This window comes from Delftia sp. BGA-UO-ETr-SB1 (assembly GCF_059567865.1).
This window is the reverse complement of sequence record NZ_JCAQOW010000004.1, coordinates 481,666-501,464: the sequence shown is the minus strand read 5'-3', so window position 1 is coordinate 501,464 and position 19,799 is coordinate 481,666. Positions and strand designations below refer to the sequence as shown.

The window sequence follows — 19,799 nt, the reverse complement described above, 5'->3', positions numbered from 1 at the left end:
GGGATCAGTTCCTGCATTGCTTGATGTGGTTCAGGGTGGTGCGCAGCACCGCCAACGTGAATGGCTTGCACAGCAGGCTGTCGAAGCCGGCCGGCAGTCCGTCGCCCTGCCCTTGCGCCTGCGTCTGCGTCTGCGTCTGCGTCTGCCCCTGCGGCTGCGCATTGGCCGTCAGCCCGACGATCGGGCGGCCGTAGCCACGCTTTCTGAGCGCACGCGCCAGGGCCAGGCCGTCCAGCAGCGGCATGTGCAGATCGGTGAGAACGGCGTCGAATTCGAGCAGGCCGGGCATGGACAGCGCGTCCTGCCCATTGCTGGCCTGCTGGACCTCGCAGCCCAGCACCTGCAGTTGCTCTCGCAAGATGATTCTGTTGATGGGGTTGTCCTCGACGATGAGCACACTCAGCCCCATCGGCTCGTGGACCGGGGGAACGGCGGCGTACAGGTCAGGGCGCGCGCCCGGCGCAATGCCCTGCTGGGCCATGCCCAGCGCCTGGCCCACGGCCAGCACGCCAGGCATGCTGGTTTCCCACACACGGGCCTGCAGAGTTTCGCGGGGGACCTCGCCCGGCGCCAGCGCCAGAACGCATTTGCCCGTCCATTGCGGACGGCGCACCGACCGTGGCCAGGCTTGCACCAGCACCGCCTGTTCATTGGGGCCCTGCACCTGCTCCCGGTACGGCTGGGCCATGGCGCCCCAATGCCGCAGCCAGGCGCACAGGTTGTGCACGACTTCCGGAATGGCGCCATCCACGTAGACGGTGTGCGGCAACAGACTGGGCACTGCCTCATAGCCTGCCGCGCTCTCGCGCGGCAGGCGCAGTTCGAATGACACGCAGGTCCCCAGTCCCGGCTGGCTGGCGGCCGTCAGCCGCCCGCCCATCTCCTGGCTGAGGCGCAGGCAGATGGACAGCCCCAGGCCCGCGCCCTGGACCTGCTGCTGCGTGGCCGCATGGGCACGGAAGTACGGGTCGAACAGGAAGGGCTGCTGCTCCGGGTCGATGCCGATGCCCGTGTCCTGCACCTGGAACCGCAGGTCGGTGCCTTCCTCGCTCTCTCCCATGACCTGCAGGCGGATGGCCACATGGCCGGAGAACGTGAACTTGATGGCATTGCCCACCAGGTTGTCCAGGATCTGCCGCAGCCGCAAGGCATCGCCCACCAGCAGGGGCGGCGTTTTCACATCGGAGACGGCATACAGCTGCAGCCCTTTTTGCTCGGCACGCGACAGCAGGCCTGCGGCCACGCTGTCGAGCAGTTCGGTGGCCGAGAACGCATGGGCCTCCAGTTGCAGCCGGCCCGCCTCGATGGCCGACAGGTCCAGGCTGTCGTTGACGATGCGCAGCAAGGAGGCCGACGCCTGCTGCATGGCTCCCAGGTAGCGGGTCTGTTCGGAAGGAGCCCTGGACAGCGCCAGCAGCTCCAGCGTTCCCAGGATGCCAAAGAGCGGCGTCCGTATTTCATGGCTCATGGTGGCCAGAAACTGCGTCTTGGCCTGGCTTGCCGATTCGGCGCGCAGCTTGGCATCGACCAGCGCTGCCTGCGCCTGCCTGAGCGCCGTCACATCGCTGACCAGGCAAAAAACCACCGGCTCGCCTGCGTGGCTGGTGTGCGTGGTGCTGACCTCCACCAGCCGGCCGTCTCCCAGCACCAGCTCGCGCCGGCCCTGCTGCGCACCCTCGGCAACGGCATGCTCGAACCACGAAGAATCACTGCACACCCACTGCCGTGCCAGTCCGTTGGACAGCAGCAGGCTGCGATCGCTGCACCGCACCAGCGCCAGGCCCACGGGGGCCGTGTCCAGCAGCTTTCGGCAGAGCGCATCACCGGCGGCGCAGGCGCAGGCGCCTGCCCGGCTCCAGGCCGATGCCGGCACGCCGCGGCGCAGCCGCCGCACGCACCATGCAAGTGCAGCCATGAAGGCAAGTCCCAGCGACACGGACCCCAGCAGCAGCCAGACATGGGCCCTGACCAGCTGCCGCGCGGGCTCCCAACGGGCTGCAAGCCATCCGGCGTTGTTCGCGGATTTGCGCAGCAACAGGGATTCGGGAAGCGCCCGGCCTGCCTGCATCAGTGAATGGTGCGGCCCGGGCTGGCCCTGCGGTGCGCTGGCGCGCCACGGCCAGGCATAACCGGCTTGCGTGTGGATGGCTGCGTGCGTGGCCCCCACCGCAGCGTCCAGCAGCAGGAAACATCGGTCCATGAAAAACAACTGAATGTCTCGCACGGGCACATGGCCCAGGCTGCGCGATGGCGTCGCCGGGGCGGTGTCGTCCCTGCCGCCGTGACCGGCACAGGCCAGCATGGCCATGATCGCCAGTGCAAATGCCATCAAATCACGCCGTGCCAGGGGCAGGCACAGCCTGTGTTGTATCGATCTGGAAGAAAACAAGAGAGCTTGAAACTGGCGCATTGCCAAATCTTAGGAATCAAAAGGAGAATTTGGTCTAAGAATTTTCTTAATACTGAAACCTCTTGCACGCCGCCTCGCCAAAGAGCGATTTCAAGCATCGATCCGCCATCGGAAAATCGTCAACTCTCTTTGAAGATGCCATTATTCCTGTCACTTTAAGAAAATTCTTAAACCAATATTCCGATGCCCTGGAGATCATTGCCGGATTGATTCATCGACAAAGGCTGCTCCGTTTCTGTCCACCCCTGTGATATTGCACACAGACGTCGCGCATGCAGAATGCCAGCGCTATTTCACGTCCTGTATTGCGCAATATCCAGAATGCGTTTCGGCAGCCCATTTCAGGGGAAGTAAAAATGGCAATGAGGATATACAGGCGACGATTCACTATCAGGCAGGCAAGCAGGCCGCTGCGCCTGCTCGCCCTGGCGTTGCTCTTGCAAGGCTGTGTCGCCACGGCCCATGCATGGACCGTCGTGGTGGACAGCGCCGCCGACGCAAGCGGCCCGTGCGCCAGCACCGGCCTGGGACCCTGCTCCCTGCGCGACGCCATCACCTACGCCAACGCCAACCGCAACAAAGGGGGCGACAACCGCATCGAGTTCAGCATCGGTGCGGGGGGAGAGCAGACCATCGTCACCCAAAGCAACTGGAATGGCAGCCTCATGCAGCCCATTGCACCGGCCACATCACTGACGGTGGACGCCAGCACGCAACCCGGCTATGAGGACCACTTGCCACGCCGCCCCCTGATCACGCTGCAGGCAGGCAGCTCCGAGTTCGGTACAGGGCTCGAGCTGGCAGGCGCCATCACGGTGCGCGGTCTGGCGATAGGCGGCTTCAACACCGCCCTGGCGGTGACCGGCGACGGCAACACCGTGCTGGGCTGCCATATAGGCGTTGACGCATCGGGAACGGTCGCCATGGGCAATCGCAGCAACATCCTTGTCAACTCCGGCAACCGCAACCGCATCGGTAGTCTGGATGTTGGCGGACGAAATGTCATTTCCGCGGCGGAAAATTCCGGAGTATGGCTTTCCTGGCCGGGCGTCGGTACAGGAAACATCATTCAGGGAAATTACATAGGCACCGATATCACCGGCAATGTGGCCCTGGGAAACCAGGGAAATGGCATCAGCGTGGCATCCGAATTTACCGGCACGCTGATCGACAGCAACCTCGTCTCCGGCAATGTCAGGGAAACCGGTGGTTCATCCGGGATTTCCATTTCCGGCTCGCACACGCTGGTGACCCGCAACCGTGTCGGGACCAATGCAGCCGGCACGGCCATGATTGCCAACAATGGGCCAGGCATTGCCGTATTCTTTTCGCCGGAAGGCGGACATCGCATTGGCACAGGCCCTGAAGACGGCAACCTGGTTGCCGGAAACAAGGAAACGGCCATTGAATTGAATGGAAACTACGCCGCACGCAACTCGAATACCCTGATTGCCGGGAATATCGTGGGAACCAGTCTGGATGCCAGCACCATGCTGCCCAATCAATGGGGCATCGTCATCAAGGATTCGGACGAGGTGACCGTGCGCGGAAACATCGTCGGTGGCAGCAAGGCGTCCGGCATACAGTTCCAGGGCGCCGGCAAGAACAACCTCGTGCAGGGCAACTACGTGGGCGTCAGTCCCCAGGGAACCGCCCTGCCCAATGGGGAAGGCGTTTCCTTTTTCCAGAAGGCCCATGACACCCTGGTCGGCGGTGACGACGCGGCACATGCCAACGTGATTGCGCACAACAGGCTGTTCGGCGTGGGATTGCGGGGGGACGACGTCAAGGGCGTCTCCATGCTCGGCAATGCCATCTACGGCAATACCGAGGGAGGCATCGCACGAACCAGCCTGGCCAACGGAGATCCTGCCGATCCGGTGCTGCTCACGGTGACGCCCGACGGCCTGTCCGGCACGCTGGACAGCGTCGCCAACGAGAGCATGCGCATCGAGTATTTCTCGACGCCCAGGCTGCCCGACGGGCTGGTGGAGCGCGCCGCCGGCAAGGTTCTGCTGGGCTCGCAGACCGTGACCACCGATGCCTCCGGCCATGCGCCCTTGGCGTTCAAGGGCGCCATGCCCCCGGGCGACCAGGCCGCTGTCACGGCGACCGCCACCCGGATTTCCACCGGCGACACCTCGCGCTTTTCCAACGCGATGGCGGCCAACGCCGCCCCCGTGGCGCTGCCGCAAGCCGTCACGACGCCGCAGGATACGGCGCTGTCCATCACCCTCGCTGGCACGGACTTCGAGTCGGACCCGCTGCGCTTCGAGATCACCACCGGCCCCGCCCATGGCGGCATCAGCGGCTTCGATCCCCAGACGGGCACGCTGGTCTACACGCCGGCGGCCGGCTACTCGGGGTCCGATACCTTCGCCTTCACGGTATCCGACGGGCACCAGAGCGCTGCCGCACCGGCATCCGTGTCCATCGAGGTGATCGCTGCCGATCCTCCCGACCCGGGCCCGGGCACCGATCCCGACCCCGGTCCGGGCACGGACCCAGGGCCCGGTCCCGGCCCCGGAAATGTCCAGGCCGTTCCCGGCCTGGGCAAGGGCGGCATGCTGGCGCTGCTGTGCGGCATGGCCTATCTGGCCAGCCGCAGGATGAGGAAAAGGCAGGCCTGAGCCTGCAGCGGGCGCAGAGGCCCACGCGCAAACGTCAGGCCGGCAGCCAGCGCAACCAGCTCGGCCGCCAGGTCAGGGTGAAGGCAATGGCCAGGGCGGCAGCGGCCAGCGTCATGATCCAGACCAGGGAGGCCATGGAGGCATGGTCCACCGCCAGGCACAGTCCCAGCGAGGCGGCCAGCCCCGAGACGCCCAGCCAGCGCAGCAGCCTGACCTTGCCATCGGGCTGGGGCATGTCGCCGTGCACCTGCTCCCAGTGCACGTCCTTGGCCAGCGCGAACCAGCCCATGCCGGCCAGCGAGGCGGCAAAGGCGGCGGCCAGCAGCAGTGCGTCCATCAGTCCCTCAGACATGGGCCACCTCCGCAGCGCGCGAGGGCATGGCGGGCACGGCGCGCGTCTTGAGCTTGCGCGCCACCACCACGGCCAGCACGGCGCTGGCCAGCATGAACAGGTCCACGCCGGCCACCGGCCAGTAGCCCGCGCCCAGGGTCTTGAACAGGTGGTCGCCCGTGGTCAGCCAGTTCAGCAGCACGGCCGTGACGGCCATGGCGGCCACGGTCCAGCACTGCTCGCGCCAGGCGGGGTTGGGCAGGCCCCGGGCCACGGGGGCGCTGCGCACAAAGGCATGCGCCATGGCCAGCAGCCAGGCGGCCCAGAAGAAATAGCGCTCCATGTCGCCCCGGCCCGGCCAGCCCTGGGGCATGGCCTCGGGCAGCAGGCGGTTGGAAATCAGCATGCCCAGGGCGGCCACCAGCATGCCGGTGACGGTGGTGACGGCCAGGGCATCGACCACGCGCGCGCCCTGCACGCCCTGCTTGGCGTGCTGCTTCTTGCGCTTTTCCACGAAGAAGACGAAGCCGGTGGCAATGCAGGCGCAGCCGGCCAGGCCACCGAGCACGTACAGCCAGCGCAGCAACCAGTGGCGGAAGTGCTGCAGGTGCAGACCGGTGAGGAAGGTGTTGAGGCTGTCCACGGCCGTGCGCGGCGGGTCTTCGCGCAGCAGCGCGCCGGTGCTGGCCTTGAAGTGGATGCCCTCGCCCGTGAGCGCGATGCGGTCGGTGCCGGCGCGGTAGACGCTGACGTAGCCATTGGCATCGCCCACATGGGTGACGGACAGAAAGCCCACGTCGCCGGCCATGCCCTTGGCAGCCCAGCGGCGCTGCGCCTCGGCCACCATGGCGTCCACCGAGGCCACGGGCGCGGCCACTCCGGCGCGGTCGTGCGGCAGGCCGGTTTCCTCGGCCTCCATTTTTTCGTGCAGCTCGTGCAGCGGCTCCAGCTGGGTGTGGGTGATGGGGAAGTAGATGCCCGCAAAGATCACCAGCCCCGTGAAGGCGAAGAAGAAGTGAAAGGGCAGCGCCACCACGCCCGTCATGTTGTGCAGGTCCAGCACGCTGCGCTGGGTGGCCTTCTTCGGACGGAAGGTGAACAGCTCGCGGAAGATCTTGCGGTGCATGACCACGCCGCTGACCAGGGCCACCAGCATGATGAGTGCGGCAAAGCCCACGATCCAGTAGCCCAGGCCCATCCAGTTGAGCGTCAGGCTGTAGTGCAGCGGGTAGAAGAACTGGCTGCCGATCTTGAGGTGGTCGTCCGGCAGGGACTCGCCATTGCGCGGGTCGATGGTGCGCATGGCCCAGATCAGGGTCTCGGGCTTCTTGGCGTTGGCCACCTCGTAGCCGGCGAACAGGCCCAGCACCGGGTCGCGGTGCGTGGTGTAGGCGCCCCAGCGCTGGGGCGTGTCGAAGCGCTCGGGCAGCGGGCCGTTGACCTCGCCGCGCATGGCCTCGCGCGCCTGGGCGTTGGGCTGCATGGACTCGAAGACCGGCTTGAGGATCTGGTCGTACGAGGGCATGGGCGTGGGCTCGAAGCGCGAGGCCGGAATGGCCCAGCGGTCGATCTCGCGGTCGAACACCGACAGCGCGCCAAAGAAGAAGGCGGCCATGAGCACGAAGCCGAGCACCAGCCCGAACCAGGTGTGCAGCCAGGCCATGGAAAGGCGGAAATTCTGGAACATGGGAAGCGATCTCCGGATCAGGGCAGCAGCATCTGCTGGAGCAGTGATGCGCAGCCGGTCATGACAATGCCGCCACCGGCCAGCACGGCCCAGACGCGCGGGAGGCTCTGGGCGGCAAAGGCCCAGAGGAACACCGTCAGAAACACCAGGAAGCCGAGGATGTAGCCCAGATGCTCGGCATCGTGGAACTCCATTCCGGCGGCAAACATCAGCACGACGCCCAGGGCGATGAAGCCCCAGGTGAAGGCATAGCCGCCGAAGACGGCAGCCGCAATGCGAACCAAAATAGTTTTCATTTACACAGAAAAATACAGTTGTGCACCAAGTTCTCGGGGCGCATTATCCCCGAGGGTTGTTAAAACCTGTAATCGGCTGTGGTCTGTGGCGCCTGTCTTCTCTGCGTGGCGTCTCTAGGCAGCCTGGCCTGCCGCCTGCGCCTTGGCCTGCGGCGCCGAAGGCTTGAGCGTGGGCGGCGCGAACTGGAAGGTGTGGGCGCTGGCCCCCGGCCAGTAGAGCTTGAACACGCTGTGCTGCTTGTCCAGCGGCCCCAGCAGCGCGCCGGGCTCCACGCGCAGGACCAGGTTGGCCAGCTGCCGCACCTCGGTGTCGGAGATGCGCCGCACGATGTGGTGGGCCGTGATGTCGCAAGGGTGCTCCAGGCCCGCAGCCTGCACCAGCTCCTGCAGCGCATGCAGGGTCTTGTCGTGGAAGTTGGCCACGCGCGTGGCCTTGTCGGGCACGACCAGGGCCTTCTGGCGCGCCGCATCCTGCGTGGCCACGCCCGTGGGGCAGTGGCCGGTGTGGCAGTTCTGCGCCTGGATGCAGCCCAGGGCCATCATGAAGCCGCGCCCAGCGTTGCACCAGTCGGCGCCCAGCGCCATCATGCGCGCGATGTCGAAGGCCGTGATCACCTTGCCGGCCGCGCCGATCTTGATGCGGTGGCGCAGGCCCACGCCGATCAGCGTGTTGTGCACCAGCAGCAGGCCTTCCTGCAGCGGCACGCCCACGTGGTCGGTGAACTCCACCGGCGCCGCGCCCGTGCCGCCCTCGGCCCCATCGACCACGATGAAGTCCGGCGTGATGTCCGTCTCCTGCATGGCCTTGACGATGGCGAACCACTCCCAGGGATGGCCCACGCAGAACTTGAAGCCCGTGGGCTTGCCGCCCGACTTCTCGCGCAGGCGGGCGATGAAATGCATCATCTCCACCGGTGTCTTGAAGGCGCTGTGGCTGGACGGGCTGATGCAGTCCACGCCCACGGGCACGCCGCGCGCGGCGGCGATCTCAGGGGTGACCTTGGCGCCCAGCAGCATGCCGCCGTGGCCGGGCTTGGCGCCCTGGCTGAGCTTGATCTCGATGAGCTTGACCTGCGGGTCGGTGGCGTTGGCGATGAATTTTTCTTCGTTGAAGCTGCCATCGTCGTTGCGGCAGCCGAAGTAGCCCGAGGCCACCTCCCAGATCAGGTCGCCGCCGTGCACGCGGTGGTGCTGGCTGATGGAGCCCTCGCCCGTGTCGTGCGCAAAGCCGCCCATCTTCGCGCCCTTGTTCAGCGCCAGGATGGCATTGGCCGACAGCGCGCCGAAGCTCATGGCCGAGATATTGAAGATGCTGGCGCTGTAGGGCTGGGTGCAGGGCGAGGCGCCTTCATCGGCGCAGCCGATGGTGATGCGGAAGTCATGCGAGGCCAGCTTGGTGGGCTGCATGGAATGGTTCACCCATTCATAGCCCTGGGCCGTGACATTGAGCTGCGTGCCCAACGGGCGGCTGTCCGGGTCGCCCTTGGCGCGCTGGTACACCAGGGAGCGCTGGGCGCGCGAGAACGGCAGCGCCTCATGGTCGGACTCGATGAAGTACTGCCGCATCTCTGGCCGGATGAACTCCAGCAGAAACCGCAGGTGACCGATGATGGGGTAGTTGCGCAGCACCGAATGGCGCACCTGGGTCATGTCGCGCACGCCCAGCAGCGCCAGCGCGGCGCACACGCCAAAGCCCAGCCACCACCACAGCCCTCCCCACACCAGCGCCGCCACCAGCAGCCCCGCGCTGCCGACCAGGCTCAGGCAGAACGTGGTGTAGCGCAGCGGCACCCATGCGGGCAGGCGATGAACCGGGGAGGCAGACGTTGACATGGCGTGGGTCCTTGGGGGCGTGTTGACGATCTTGTGCATGCCGCGCCGTCGAGGGCGCGCTGTGCACAAGGGTAACGCAGCGACGCCGCGAATTCCCCGGCATGGCCGGCACCCTGGGCCGGAGCCGCCGACACATCTCAATTGACAGCAGGAATCCCCATGGCGTTGAGCGTGGGCGTCGTCATCGTGCCGGTTCTCTGCAGCCCCTTGAGGTCCTGGAAGTAGCGCAGAGCCGTGCGCGTTCCCTCGTTCATTACCCCGTCAATCGGCCCGTCATAGAGACCAAGGTTCTTGAGTTTGATCTGCACCCTCATGATCTGAAGCCGCAGCTTCTCGGGGTGCGTCAATTCCTCGCGTGACGACGCTGCCCCGGTGGTGCCTGGATAGGTCTGTGGTGCTTTGCTGGCGCCCGGAGTGTCCACCAGATGATTGGAAGTGGTGCCTGAGGATGGCGCATAGCGAGAAGGAGCGGGTGCCGAGTAAGCCGGTGCAGGCACAGGGCTGGGCGCCACATACGCCGGAGCCCGGTAGCTGGAGCTGCTGCCGCCAGAGCCTGAGTAGTGCGAACTGTGGCTTGAATGGGAACGATGGCTTGAATGCGAGCGGTGGCCCGCAAAGAGATTGTCCATTTCCCTGTTCAATGGGCGCAGCGGAACAGCGCCAGGGCCTTCCAGAGGCTCCAGCTCAACCGCCGTTGCAGGCGCGGCCGACAGGCTCTTGGTTGCCAGCAGCGGCAGTCCCGCGACGAACAGCGAGATGTTGCGGATAAATTTGCTCATGCGGTTACCTCGATAGCGTCCAACGCCTTCAGCGGCGCTGGCTTCCAGCCTTTCTCATGCCATGCAAACAGACCCGCGCAGCGGGACTTCACTGCGCATTCCGTGCACTCCGGGGCATATACGTTCTTCCAGTCGGAGATGCTGCGATGCGCGAGCGGCCACAGCGGCCTTGGCAAGACACAGAGCGGCAAATTCATGAACAGTTGGGGGACGCCATGCCGGCGAAGCACACGCGACGATTGCTCAAGCGTTGCGCCCCAATCGCTTAGATCCACTTCGCACAGCTGTCGATTGGCCAACGCAAAACCTGTCGGCTCGCAGCCCATCCATGCCAGTTCATTCACGAACGGCAGGTTGCGACCGATGAAGCCTGCCAACTCGGGAAGGATCTCCAGCACGGGCTCTATCAGTACGGTTCGCAAATGCACCTGTTGTCCATGGTCTTGAAGCGCCAGCAGGCCCGCGATTGTTTCGTCGAATGCGCCAGGAGACTGCACCACGAAATCATGGACAAAGTCCGCGTGCCCATAGAGTGGAATCAACCAGCGCACGGTCGTGTCCAGGCCGCCCAGGATGCTCGCTGCGGTTTGTGCATTGCTGAACAAGCGTCCATTGGTCAGGACTTCCACGCGCGTTTCGGGCAAATGGGCAGCAATGGCATCCAGAACACGCCTAAGACCATGGCCCAGCAGCAGCGGCTCCCCTCCCGTCAGTCCCAACACCCTTGGGGCGCGGCGCAAATGGCGGATGGCGTCAATCGCCTCATCCACCAGCCAGCTGTCATCCGCTGTTGTCGGCGGCTGCGAGCACATGAGACAGTAGCTGTTGCAGCGGTTGGTCATGAACAGCGCATGGTGCGAGTCTGCCTCTCTCAACAGCACCACAAGCTCGGCTCTGCTGGCATGCGGGACCACGACATCTCCGGCCTGCAGATCGCAGGCCTGCACCCAGCAAAGATTGGACAGGCCTGACTTTCCCAAGTCATCCACGCGGCGTCGCTCCTGCTCCGACTGCACAAGGACGAGAAAGCGCAAATGCGGCAACCACTGTGCCGCCACATCGTTGAAGCTCACCACCCGGTGCACCACAGGCTCGCAGCCCGGCTGCAGCAATGCCTTTATCCGGCGCATCAGGCCGCCCCCTCGCCGACAGGCTGCGCCCAGCGGTGCAGCAGATCCTGGCATGGCTCATCGGCGCCATGCAAAAGCCTGAACATGGCGTCGAACAAACCCATGTGACGCTGGCAATGCTCGGTGTCCTCGGCCGGCACCAACAACTTGCCGAACTGCGCCTGTGCGTCCACAGGATTGGGCGCACAGAACATGCTGTAGGCGCATTCGCGGCACGCCGCCATTGCCTGTGTCTGGCTGGATTCGACAAGGCTGCGCCGCACCTCGGTCTCCAGCAATGCGCTCATTGGCGTGCCTATGCGCCCCATGCGCAACGATGTATCGCCAGTCTCTGCAAGCATGCGCGCCTCATCGCTGGGATAGACATGGCCGTCATAGTTGTAGACCAGCACACTGCTGCCTGCGCCTGTGGGACTCTGCAGATCGACGTAACCTGCGTCGAAGGTGGAAAGAATCTTGTTGAGCAGGATGCTGGCATACACCTCCCTGATCTCGACTCCTTGCGCGTTCCAATGCAGAACGCGCGACAGGCCTTGTTGATAGAAGCGGAAGAACTCGCCCACGGAGTAGCCCAGCAAGGCCTGATTGCGCTTGGCAAAGCCATAGCTGCTCAATGGCCGCAGGAAAATCTCCTTGAAACCCAGCCGCACGTACTCGTCAACAATGGCATCGGCATGTGCCAGCGATGCCTTGGTCGTGGTCATCAATGCAGATACTGAATCAGGCCCGATCAACCGTCTTGCCATCGCCACCCCGGCAAGCGTGCGCGCATGGGCGTTGCGCCCAGGAATTGGCCGATTGCGGTTGTGAATGCCAGGAGGCCCGTCGATGCTGGTGGAAAGGTATACGCCGTGCGTCTTGAAAAATTCACACATCGCCGCATCCAGCTGGTGCAGCGTCGAAGCGATGACAAACCGGATCTGGCGCCCCTCGGATGCATTGCGCTGATGGATGCGCACGATTGCGCGCTGGACCAGATCGAAACGCAGCAGAGGATCACCCCCCTGAAACTCCACGGTCAGGACACGGGAAGGACTTTCAAATACGGTGTCGCAGGCTGCATCCAGGTCAGGCACCGACATGGTGTGGCCCTGATCGTCCAGAGCGCGGCTGACCTGGCAATAGCGGCACGAGTGAGCGCATTGCAGCGTGGGAACAATGATGTGCAGGGCGGGCCCGCTGGAAACCGTCTCGCGCTTGGCTGCCCTGCGCGAAGCCAACAGCCTGCGCATACCCTTTGCGGAGTCGTTGCTGCCCAGTAAAAATCGGGCCCGCAACTCGGCTTGGCGGCGCAAGGGCAGCGTTGATGGCCTTTGGTTAAATTGCTCGAATTCCGCTGCCGAGAAGAATGCATGGTCACCGCTATCTGCCGTAGCCACGATCACATCATCGGACAGGCGCCGGCTGCGAAACGCAAGGACTTGAGGTGCATATACTGCACCGTATGTGCCGCTATGGGACATGGCAAATTCGCATGCACGATGCATGCTGTGCATTGGTGCTTGCCAATGACCAAAACCTTGAATTGATGCTCATCGCCACGGCGTCTCCTTGTCAGTTTCTTTTTCACACCATGAATAAACATTTTGCAACATCCAGGTGCAAGAGGTTTTTTCTCAGGAATTGGCAACGCAATGGATTGCGTATTGCCCGATTCCCATTCATGGATTGCGAAACTGTCAGAGACCTTGATCTGCCATGTGCTGGCCTCCGGTTTCCCGGACGCCATGGCCCATCAGACAGCGCGTGGCTTTGCCGCCGGCAGCACGAACCGGAAGCTCGCCCCCTGCCCCGGCTGGTCCACCAGTTCGATGCGGCAGCCGTGCAGCTCCAGCATGCGGTGGACGATGCGCAGGCCCAGGCCGCCGCCGCGGCGGGCGCCGCCTACGGTGAAGGGCCGCTCGAACAGGCCTTCGCGCAGATCGGCCGAGATGCCGGGGCCGGTGTCGGCCACGGTGACTTCGACCGCGTTGCCCGCTGCCGCCAGCGCCACCTGGATGCTGCCGCCGCCGGGCGTGTGGCGCAGCGCGTTGTCCAGCAGGTTGCCCAGCACGCGCTCGATCATGCCCAGGTCGGCCTGGACGACGGGCAGCCGGGGCGGGAAGTCGGCCCGCAGCGCCACCTGGCGCGCCTCGGCACGCAGCTCGAATTTCTGGAACACGTCCTGCACCAGGTCGGGCATGGAAAACGGCTCCGGCTCGGGCTGGACAAAGCCGTACTCCAGGCGCGCCAGCTCGAACAGGCTTTGCGCCAGCTCGCCCACCTTCTGGCTCTGGGCCAGGGCAATGCCCAGGTAGCGGCGGCGTTCGGTGGCGTCGAGCACGGCGTCCTTGAGCAGCAGCGTTTCCAGGTAGCCGTGCAGGGACGACAGCGGCGTGCGCAGGTCGTGCGAGACGTTGGCGATGAGTTCGCGCCGCTCCTGGTCCTGGCGCGTGAGCGCCCGCCACTGCTCGCCGATGCGCGCCACCATGCGGCGGTAGGCCGAGTCCAGCACGGCGATCTCGTCACGGCTGTCCTGTGCGGCGCCGGGCTGGGGGGGCGGCAGGTCCGGGGGCGCGCCATGGATGTCGAAGCCGGCCACCTCTTCGGTGAGCCGGCGCAGCGGCCGCGTGATCAGCGCAAAGGCCACCAGGCCCGCCACCAGGCACAGCAGCGCCACCATGCCGATGGACCACAGCGCCGTGCTGAGCACCGAGTTGGCCGAGCCCTGCGCCACCAGCTGGTCATGCGCCTCGCCCTGCAGCACCACGTAGATGAAGCCCACGTCCTTGCCGTTGACGCGCAGCGGCGCCGCGCTGAAGACCTTGCGGCCTTCGACGCTGCGCGGGTCGTCGCCCAGGATGGGCAGGGTGCCGCCTTCCAGCAACCGGTGCACGGGCGCCAGGTCCACGCGCTCGCGGCGCACGCGGCCATCGGGGGCGGCATGGCCGGCAATACGGCCATCGGCGTCCAGCAGGTAGACCTCCACGCTGGGGTTGACCAGCATGAGCTGGTTGAAGAAGCTGCGCACGGCGCCGGGCATGAGGCCGTTGGCGTCGGTCAGCTGGGCGTCGCGCGCGATGCTTTCGGCCACGTCGCGCGACAGGCCCTGCACCACTTCCAGCTCGTGCATGCGGCTGGCGCGCAACTGCATCCAGGCCGAGGTGCCGCTGCACACCAGCAGCAGCACGGCAAAGACCAGGGACAGGCGCTGGGTCAGTGTCAGGCGCAGCTTCATGTCAGGCGCCCTCCCCCGCCTCGGCGAACTTGTAGCCGCGCCCCCAGACAGTGAGGATGCGCGCGGGCTGGGCCGGGTCGGCCTCGATCTTGGCGCGCAGGCGGTTGATGTGGGTGTTGACGGTGTGCTCGTAGCCTTCGTGCTGGTAGCCCCAGACGGCGTTGAGCAGGTCCATGCGCGAGAACACCTTGCCGGGCTGGCGCGCAAAAAAATACAGCAGATCGAACTCGCGCGGGGTCAGGTCCAGCCGGGCACCATGAAGCCGGGCATCGCGCGCCACGGGGTCCATGGCCAGGCCGGCAATGGTCAGGCTGCCGGACTCCAGCCGGGCATTCTGGGCCAGCGCCTCCACGCGGCGCAGCAGCGCCTTGACGCGCGCCACCAGCTCCAGCACGGAAAACGGCTTGGCCAGGTAGTCGTCGGCGCCGATCTCCAGGCCCAGGATGCGCTGCACCTCGCTGGAGCGCGCGCTGATGATGATGATGGGCGTGTAGCGCGCCATGGCGCGGGCGCGGCGGCAGATCTCCAGGCCATCCACGCCGGGGAGCATGATGTCCAGCACCAGCGCGTCCCAGCCGCCGCGCTCCAGTTGGCGCAGGCCATCGTCGCCACGCGCGCAGTGCATGACTTCCAGGCCTTCGTCGCGCAGGTGCAGCGTGAGCAGGTCGGCGATATGGGCGTCGTCCTCGACGAGAAGTACGCGGCGCGTGGCGGTCATCGGATGCGGTTTCCTGGAAGTGGCGGGAGTGGCTGCCATTGTGCGCAATACCGGGGCCGGGAGTTATCACGAATCTTTGAACTCTGCGTGAAGACTTCGGGAGGCCGCCGCCCTAACCTGACTGGCATCGCATCGTTTTCAGACGCAAAGAACCTTCAGGAGCACACCATGACCACCAGACGCCATCTTCTGTGGACTGCAGGCGCCGGCACCACCGCCGTGCTGGCGGCCAGCCTGTTCCCGCGCCGCGCACCGGCCGCCGCCTCCAGCGAAATCTTCGAGGTGAGCTACAGCGACGCCGAGTGGCGTGCCCGGCTCACGCCCGAGCAGTACCAGATCCTGCGCAAGGAAGGCACGGAGCGCGCCGGCACCAGCCCCCTGAACAAGGAGCACCGCGCCGGCACCTTTGCCTGCGCGGGATGCGCGCTGCCGCTGTTCTCGTCCAAGACCAAGTTCGACATTGGCACGGGCTGGCCCAGCTTCTGGCAGCCGCTGGACAAGGCCGTGGCCACGCGCCAGGACCGCGCCTACGGCATGCTGCGCACCGAGGTGCATTGCCGCCGCTGCGGCGGCCACCTGGGCCATGTCTTCGACGACGGCCCCAAGCCCACCGGCCTGCGCTACTGCATGAACGGCCTGTCGCTGACGTTCACGCCCCAGCCTGCCTGAACCCGGGAGCCACGCCATGCTGCTGATCGTCCTGGCCTATCTGGGCGGGGTGCTGACCATCGTCAGCCCCTGCATCCTGCCAGTGCTGCCCTTCGTCTTTGCACGCGCCGACCAGCCCTTCGCCAAAAGCGGCCTGCCGCTGCTGGCGGGCATGGCGCTGACCTTCGCCCTGGTGGCCTCGCTGGCCGCCGTGGGCGGCGGCTGGGTGGTGGCCGCCAATGAATACGGCCGCTGGCTGGCCCTGGGCCTGGTCGCCGTGTTTGCGCTGACCCTGCTGTGGCCCGGCCTGTCCGAGCGGCTGACGCGGCCGCTGGTGGCGGCGGGCTCGCGCCTTTCCGAGCGTGCCCAGGGCACGGACGGCGGCGCCCGCCCCGGCGCCTCGCTGCTGCTGGGCGTGGCCACGGGCCTGCTGTGGGCGCCCTGCGCAGGCCCCATCCTGGGCCTGATCCTCACGGGCGCCGCACTGCAGGGCGCCAACACCACCTCCAGCCTGCTGCTGCTGGCCTATGCGGCCGGTGCGGCCACTTCCATGGCGGCGGCCCTGCTGCTGGGCGGCAAGGTGTTTGCGGCGCTCAAGCGCATGCTGGGCGCGGGCGAATGGGTGCGGCGCGGGCTGGGTGCAGCCATGCTGGCCGGCGTGGGCGCGATTGCGCTGGGGCTGGACACGGGCGTGCTGGCGCAAGTGTCCACGGCCTCCACCGGCGGCCTGGAGCAAAGGCTGGTGGACCGCCTGAGCGGCAGGCCCGAGGGTGGCGCCATGGCCATGCAGGCCGGTCCCGCAATGATGGCCGCCGTGGACAGGGGTGAGGGCTCGGGCCAGGGTTCGGGTGCTCGCCCGGCCATGATGGCCGCAGGCGGCGCCATGCGCTTGGCCGGCGGCCCGTCCCGCGCCGCCCTGCCGGACGAAGGGCTGGCACCTGCGCTGGACGGCGCCACCGACTGGCTCAACTCCACCCCGCTGACGGCCGAACAACTGCGCGGCAAGGTGGTGCTGGTGGATTTCTGGACCTATTCCTGCATCAACTGCCTGCGCACCCTGCCCTATGTGAAGGCCTGGGCCGAGAAATACCGCGACCAGGGCCTGGTGGTGGTGGGCGTGCATGCGCCGGAGTTCGCCTTCGAACGCAAGCTGTCCAACGTGGAAAAGGCCATCAAGGACCTGGGCATCAGCTACCCCGTGGCCGTGGACAACGGCTACAAGATCTGGCGCGCCTTCAACAACCAGTACTGGCCGGCGCACTACTTCATCGATGCCCAGGGCCGCATCCGTCACCACCACTTTGGCGAAGGCGGCTATGCCGAGTCCGAGCGCGTGATCCAGCAACTGCTGCAGGAAGCCGGATCGAAGCAGGTGGACCAGGGCCTGATCGACGTGCAGGCCCAGGGCGTGCAGCAGGCAGCCGACATGGCAGCCGTGCGCTCGCACGAAACCTACCTGGGCTATGAGCGCGCCGAGCAATTTGCCGCCACGCCTGCCGCCGTGCACGACCAGGCCACCGCCTATGCCACGCCCGAGCGCCTGCCGCTGAACGCCTGGGGCCTGAGCGGCCAATGGACGGTGGGCCCGGAAAGCGCCACGCTGGACGGCGCCACCGGCCGCATCACCTACCGCTTCCAGGCACGCGACCTGCACCTGGTGCTGGGACCCGGCAGCGATGGCAAGCCCGTGCGCTTCAAGGTGCTGATCGACGGCAAGGCGCCCGGCGCCTCGCGCGGCATGGACGTGGCCGCCGACGGCAGCGGCAGCGTGACCGAGCAGCGCCTGTACCAACTGGTGCGCCAGGACGGCGGCGCAGCCGAGCGCACCTTCAGCATCGAATTCCTGGACCCCGGCATCTCCGCCTATGCCTTCACCTTTGGCTGATCCCTGGCCACTTCACTTTCACCGGAGAGACACCATGATCAACGATTCCACCCTCGCCACCGCACCCCGCCGCCGCGGCCTTCTCCAACTGCTGACCGGCAGCGCCGTGCTGCTGGGCGGCGCCCTGCTGTGGCAGGGCAGCAACCTGCAGGCGGCCGAGCAGGCCGTGCGCATTCCACCACCCGCGCAGGATGCGCCCGCCACGGGCCAGGGGCCGCAGAAAGCCATCTTTGCGGGCGGCTGCTTCTGGGGCGTGCAAGGCGTGTTCCAGCATGTCAAGGGCGTGCAGCGCGCCGTCTCGGGCTACAGCGGCGGCACGGCGGCCCAGGCCTCGTATTCGGCGGTGAGCAGCGGACGCACCGGGCATGCGGAGTCGGTCGAGGTCACCTATGACCCGGCCCAGGTCAGCTACGGGCAGCTGCTGCAGATCTACTTTTCCGTGGCCCATGACCCGACCCAGCTCAACCGCCAGGGGCCGGACACGGGCACGCAGTACCGCTCGGCCATCTTCGCCACCGACGCCGCGCAGCTCAAGACCGCCCAGGCCTATGTGGCCCAGCTGGACGCGGCCAAGGTCTTCGGCAAGCCCATCGTGACCCGGCTGGAGGACAAGCCCAGCTTCTTCCCGGCCGAGAACTACCACCAGGACTTCATGACCGAGAACCCGCGCCATCCCTACATCGTCATCAACGACCTGCCCAAGGTGGAGCAGCTCAAGCAGCTGTTCCCGGGCAGCTACCGCGCCGAGCCGGTGCTGGTCAAGCAGGCCGCCCGGCAGATGTAGCGTCTGCGCAGCACGGGTGCGGTGCGGGTGCGGTCCAGGTGCCTGCAGGCGTCGGCGGCGGCTGCCGTATGAGACATTTGCGGCATGCCTCCCAGTTCGCTTGATGCACCCGCAGCCCCCCTCCCGCCCACCCGCGCCGAAGCCCTGCGCTACTGGCTGAAGCTGGGCTGCATCAGCTTTGGCGGGCCGGCCGGGCAGATCGCCATCATGCATGAGGACCTGGTGGAGCGGCGGCGCTGGATCTCGGAGGGGCGCTTCCTGCATGCGCTCAACTACTGCATGCTGCTGCCCGGCCCCGAGGCGCAGCAGCTGGCCACCTACATCGGCTGGCTGCTGCACCGCACCTGGGGCGGCATCGTGGCCGGCGGGCTGTTCGTGCTGCCTTCGCTTTTGCTGCTCATCGCCCTGTCCTGGATCTATGTGGCCTTCGGCCATGTGCCGGCCGTTGCCGGCATCTTCTATGGCATCAAGCCGGCCGTGACGGCGCTGGTGGTGCAGGCGGCCTGGCGCGTGGGCTCGCGCACCCTGCGCAACGGCTGGCTGTGGGGCATTGCCGCTGCGGCCTTCGTGGCCATCTTCGCGCTGAAGCTGCCGTTTCCGCTGATCGTGCTGGCGGCCGGCGCACTGGGCTACCTGGGGGGCAGGCTGGCGCCGCGCCACTTCGCCCCTGCGGGCGGGCACGGCCCGCGCGGGGGCAGCAACGGCCCGGCCGTCATCGACGATGACACGCCCACACCGGCCCATGCACGGTTCAGCTGGCGCTTTTTCAGCCAGGTGCTGGCGGCCAGCCTGGGGCTGTGGGCGCTGGCGCTGGGCCTGCTGGCCGCCGCCTTCGGCTGGCAGGGCGCGCTCACCCAGATGGGCTGGTTCTTCACCAAGGCGGCGCTGCTGACCTTTGGCGGCGCCTACGCCGTGCTGCCCTACCTCTACCAGGGCGCCGTGGACCACTACCACTGGCTCACGGCCACGCAGATGATGGACGGGCTGGCCCTGGGCGAGACCACGCCGGGGCCGCTGATCATGGTGGTGTCCTTCGTGGGGTTCCTGGGCGGCTGGAGCACGCAGGTGTTCGGCCCCGATGCGCTGCTGCCGGCCGGCGCCGCCGCCGCCCTGGTCGTGACCTTCTTCACCTTTTTGCCGTCCTTCGCCTTCATCCTGCTGGGCGGCCCCTTCATCGAGTCCACCCATGGCAGGCTGGGCTTCACCGCGCCGCTGACGGGCATCACGGCCGCCGTGGTGGGCGTCATTGCCAACCTGGCCGTGTTCTTTGCCTGGCACGTGCTGTGGCCGCAGGGCTGGGCGGGTCCCTTCGACTGGCCGTCCGCACTGCTGGGCCTGGCTGCCGCGGCCGCGCTGCTGCGCTGGAAGGTGGGCGTGATCCCCGTGGTGGTGGGCGCGGGGCTGGCCGGCCTGGCGATCACGCTGGCGCGCCAGGTTGGATAGGAAAGGCT

At 66.5% G+C, this 19,799-nt stretch carries 15 protein-coding genes; 5 read left to right on the top strand and 10 right to left on the bottom strand.

Translation table 11 applies throughout. The features are described from left to right. Positions 1-4 precede the first annotated feature (4 nt). Positions 5-2,329: an ATP-binding protein gene (locus AC57B5_RS02760; protein ID WP_496398660.1), complete on the bottom strand. Its 2,325-nt coding sequence runs from the start codon at positions 2,327-2,329 to the stop codon at positions 5-7. 353 nt (positions 2,330-2,682) lie between these two features. Here AC57B5_RS02760 and AC57B5_RS02755 point away from each other — a divergent pair, with 353 nt between their 5' ends. Further along, positions 2,683-5,040: a cadherin-like domain-containing protein gene (locus tag AC57B5_RS02755; protein WP_496398659.1), complete on the top strand. Its 2,358-nt coding sequence runs from the start codon at positions 2,683-2,685 to the stop codon at positions 5,038-5,040. Between the two features lie 34 nt (positions 5,041-5,074). Here the strand turns inward: AC57B5_RS02755 and AC57B5_RS02750 are convergent, their stop codons facing one another. The 9 genes from AC57B5_RS02750 to AC57B5_RS02710 all read right to left on the bottom strand — a co-directional run bounded on the left by AC57B5_RS02750 (position 5,075) and on the right by AC57B5_RS02710 (position 15,031). Continuing rightward, the gene (locus tag AC57B5_RS02750; RefSeq protein WP_043824291.1) at positions 5,075-5,392 is read right to left on the bottom strand and encodes a DUF3325 domain-containing protein; all 318 of its coding nucleotides are present in this window, start codon (positions 5,390-5,392) and stop codon (positions 5,075-5,077) included. Beyond that, on the bottom strand, positions 5,385-7,058 hold the full coding sequence (locus AC57B5_RS02745) for a PepSY-associated TM helix domain-containing protein (RefSeq protein WP_496398658.1): 1,674 nt from the start codon (positions 7,056-7,058) through the stop codon (positions 5,385-5,387). The genes AC57B5_RS02750 and AC57B5_RS02745 overlap by 8 nt, the downstream gene beginning before the upstream one ends. Positions 7,059-7,075: 17 nt before the next feature. After that, a complete protein-coding gene (locus AC57B5_RS02740) occupies positions 7,076-7,354 on the bottom strand; it encodes a hypothetical protein (RefSeq protein ID WP_013802944.1) in 279 nt (92 codons plus the stop codon). A gap of 114 nt (positions 7,355-7,468) precedes the next feature. Beyond that, positions 7,469-9,187, bottom strand: coding sequence for an FMN-binding glutamate synthase family protein (locus tag AC57B5_RS02735; protein ID WP_099735148.1), 1,719 nt, complete (start codon positions 9,185-9,187; stop codon positions 7,469-7,471). 137 nt (positions 9,188-9,324) lie between these two features. Further along, positions 9,325-9,966 carry a His-Xaa-Ser repeat protein HxsA gene (gene hxsA, locus AC57B5_RS02730; RefSeq protein ID WP_013802946.1) on the bottom strand — a complete coding sequence of 214 codons (642 nt, stop codon included), beginning with the start codon at positions 9,964-9,966 and terminating at the stop codon, positions 9,325-9,327. Then, entirely contained in the window at positions 9,963-11,096 is a 1,134-nt protein-coding gene (gene hxsC, locus AC57B5_RS02725) for a His-Xaa-Ser system radical SAM maturase HxsC (RefSeq protein ID WP_496398657.1), read from the bottom strand. The genes hxsA and hxsC overlap by 4 nt, the downstream gene beginning before the upstream one ends. Continuing rightward, positions 11,096-12,559, bottom strand: coding sequence for a His-Xaa-Ser system radical SAM maturase HxsB (gene hxsB / locus AC57B5_RS02720; protein ID WP_496398656.1), 1,464 nt, complete (start codon positions 12,557-12,559; stop codon positions 11,096-11,098). Before hxsB ends, hxsC begins: the two co-directional genes overlap by 1 nt. Positions 12,560-12,831: 272 nt before the next feature. Then, positions 12,832-14,313 (bottom strand): sensor histidine kinase, encoded by a 1,482-nt coding sequence (locus AC57B5_RS02715; RefSeq protein ID WP_496398655.1) that lies wholly within the window; start codon positions 14,311-14,313, stop codon positions 12,832-12,834. Position 14,314: 1 nt separating this feature from the next. After that, on the bottom strand, positions 14,315-15,031 hold the full coding sequence (locus tag AC57B5_RS02710) for a response regulator transcription factor (RefSeq protein WP_012204915.1): 717 nt from the start codon (positions 15,029-15,031) through the stop codon (positions 14,315-14,317). 168 nt (positions 15,032-15,199) lie between these two features. On the opposite strand from AC57B5_RS02710, the gene msrB reads away from it, so the two are divergent. The 4 genes from msrB to chrA all read left to right on the top strand — a co-directional run bounded on the left by msrB (position 15,200) and on the right by chrA (position 19,791). Then, positions 15,200-15,700, top strand: a complete 501-nt coding sequence (gene msrB / locus AC57B5_RS02705; protein ID WP_496398654.1) for a peptide-methionine (R)-S-oxide reductase MsrB — start codon at positions 15,200-15,202, stop codon at positions 15,698-15,700. Between the two features lie 16 nt (positions 15,701-15,716). Beyond that, positions 15,717-17,564, top strand: a complete 1,848-nt coding sequence (locus AC57B5_RS02700) for a cytochrome c biogenesis protein DipZ (RefSeq protein ID WP_496398653.1) — start codon at positions 15,717-15,719, stop codon at positions 17,562-17,564. A 34-nt stretch (positions 17,565-17,598) separates the two neighbouring features. Continuing rightward, positions 17,599-18,348 (top strand): peptide-methionine (S)-S-oxide reductase MsrA, encoded by a 750-nt coding sequence (gene msrA / locus AC57B5_RS02695; protein ID WP_496398652.1) that lies wholly within the window; start codon positions 17,599-17,601, stop codon positions 18,346-18,348. A gap of 84 nt (positions 18,349-18,432) precedes the next feature. After that, entirely contained in the window at positions 18,433-19,791 is a 1,359-nt protein-coding gene (chrA, locus tag AC57B5_RS02690) for a chromate efflux transporter (protein WP_496398651.1), read from the top strand. The last annotated feature ends 8 nt before the right edge of the window (positions 19,792-19,799 follow it).